Raw genomic sequence first — 758 nt, 5'->3', positions numbered from 1 at the left:
AACTGGCCATCGGCAAAGAGATCGCCGAGCGTCTGCAGGACAAGATGAAGCTGGCACAAGCGGAAAAAGACAACGCCAATGACGTCAAGGACAGCGACAAACTGGCGGACAAGTTTCTCGCAGCGCTTTAGTTTCATGCGAAACGGAACGGGGTCCATTGCGACCCTGTTCTCTCGTGCGCTCCCCCCTTATTGCTACCACTCATCAGAAAAGCCTGAGACCTGTAAGAACTGACAGTGGTGCTCTTTCGACCCGCGCTTGTTAAATGGAACGGTGATCACATTCGTGCTCACGTACCTGGATCAGGAGATCATCATGGAAGCCAACGCATTCACCGGCACTTGCGAGTGCAATTCCACCTATAACGGAAATCCGGTTGGAGAGAACTTTAGTACAGAGAAGGTTGTTTTTGATCGCAGACTTTTCAAAGCGGACATGGGCGCTCAATTTGTTCAGATCATCTACCCCGCAGAGCTTGATCCCGGTACCCACGATCTGGTTTTCGTCTCAGAGGGAGTTCCTCAGCTGCAATATCACAATGGAAAAAAAACTGCTCACACTCACTGGAACCGGGAAAGTCACCATCGGGCCGAATCTGGATACCCAAGTCGGAACGATTGACGCTAATTACTTTGATGATATAGGGCGGTTGATCGCGTTCAAGGGCGAATTCACTGCCAAGTACGAATTGAAATAACAGGAGCCAATAATAAAACAAGGGCAGTCGCTACTGCCCTTGGATGCCAGGACAATGTCCA

General features: G+C 50.1%; 1 protein-coding gene. It reads left to right on the top strand.

Annotation, left to right across the window (positions count from 1 at the left end; genetic code table 11):
* Positions 1-315 precede the first annotated feature (315 nt).
* Positions 316-621, top strand: a complete 306-nt coding sequence (locus HT737_RS30390) for a hypothetical protein (protein WP_182404673.1) — start codon at positions 316-318, stop codon at positions 619-621.
* Positions 622-758: the final 137 nt, after the last annotated feature.

The organism is Pseudomonas sp. MD195_PC81_125, from assembly GCF_014060985.1.
GTDB lineage: Bacteria > Pseudomonadota > Gammaproteobacteria > Pseudomonadales > Pseudomonadaceae > Aquipseudomonas > Aquipseudomonas parakoreensis.
Note: the sequence above shows the minus strand (reverse complement) of the source record. Positions and strands in the feature narration are given on the sequence as shown.

Excerpts from the sequence above, each read along its gene's own strand:
- HT737_RS30390 (WP_182404673.1), top strand. The coding sequence starts at position 316 with ATGGAAGCCAACGCATTCACCGGCACTTGCGAGTGCAATTCCACCTAT.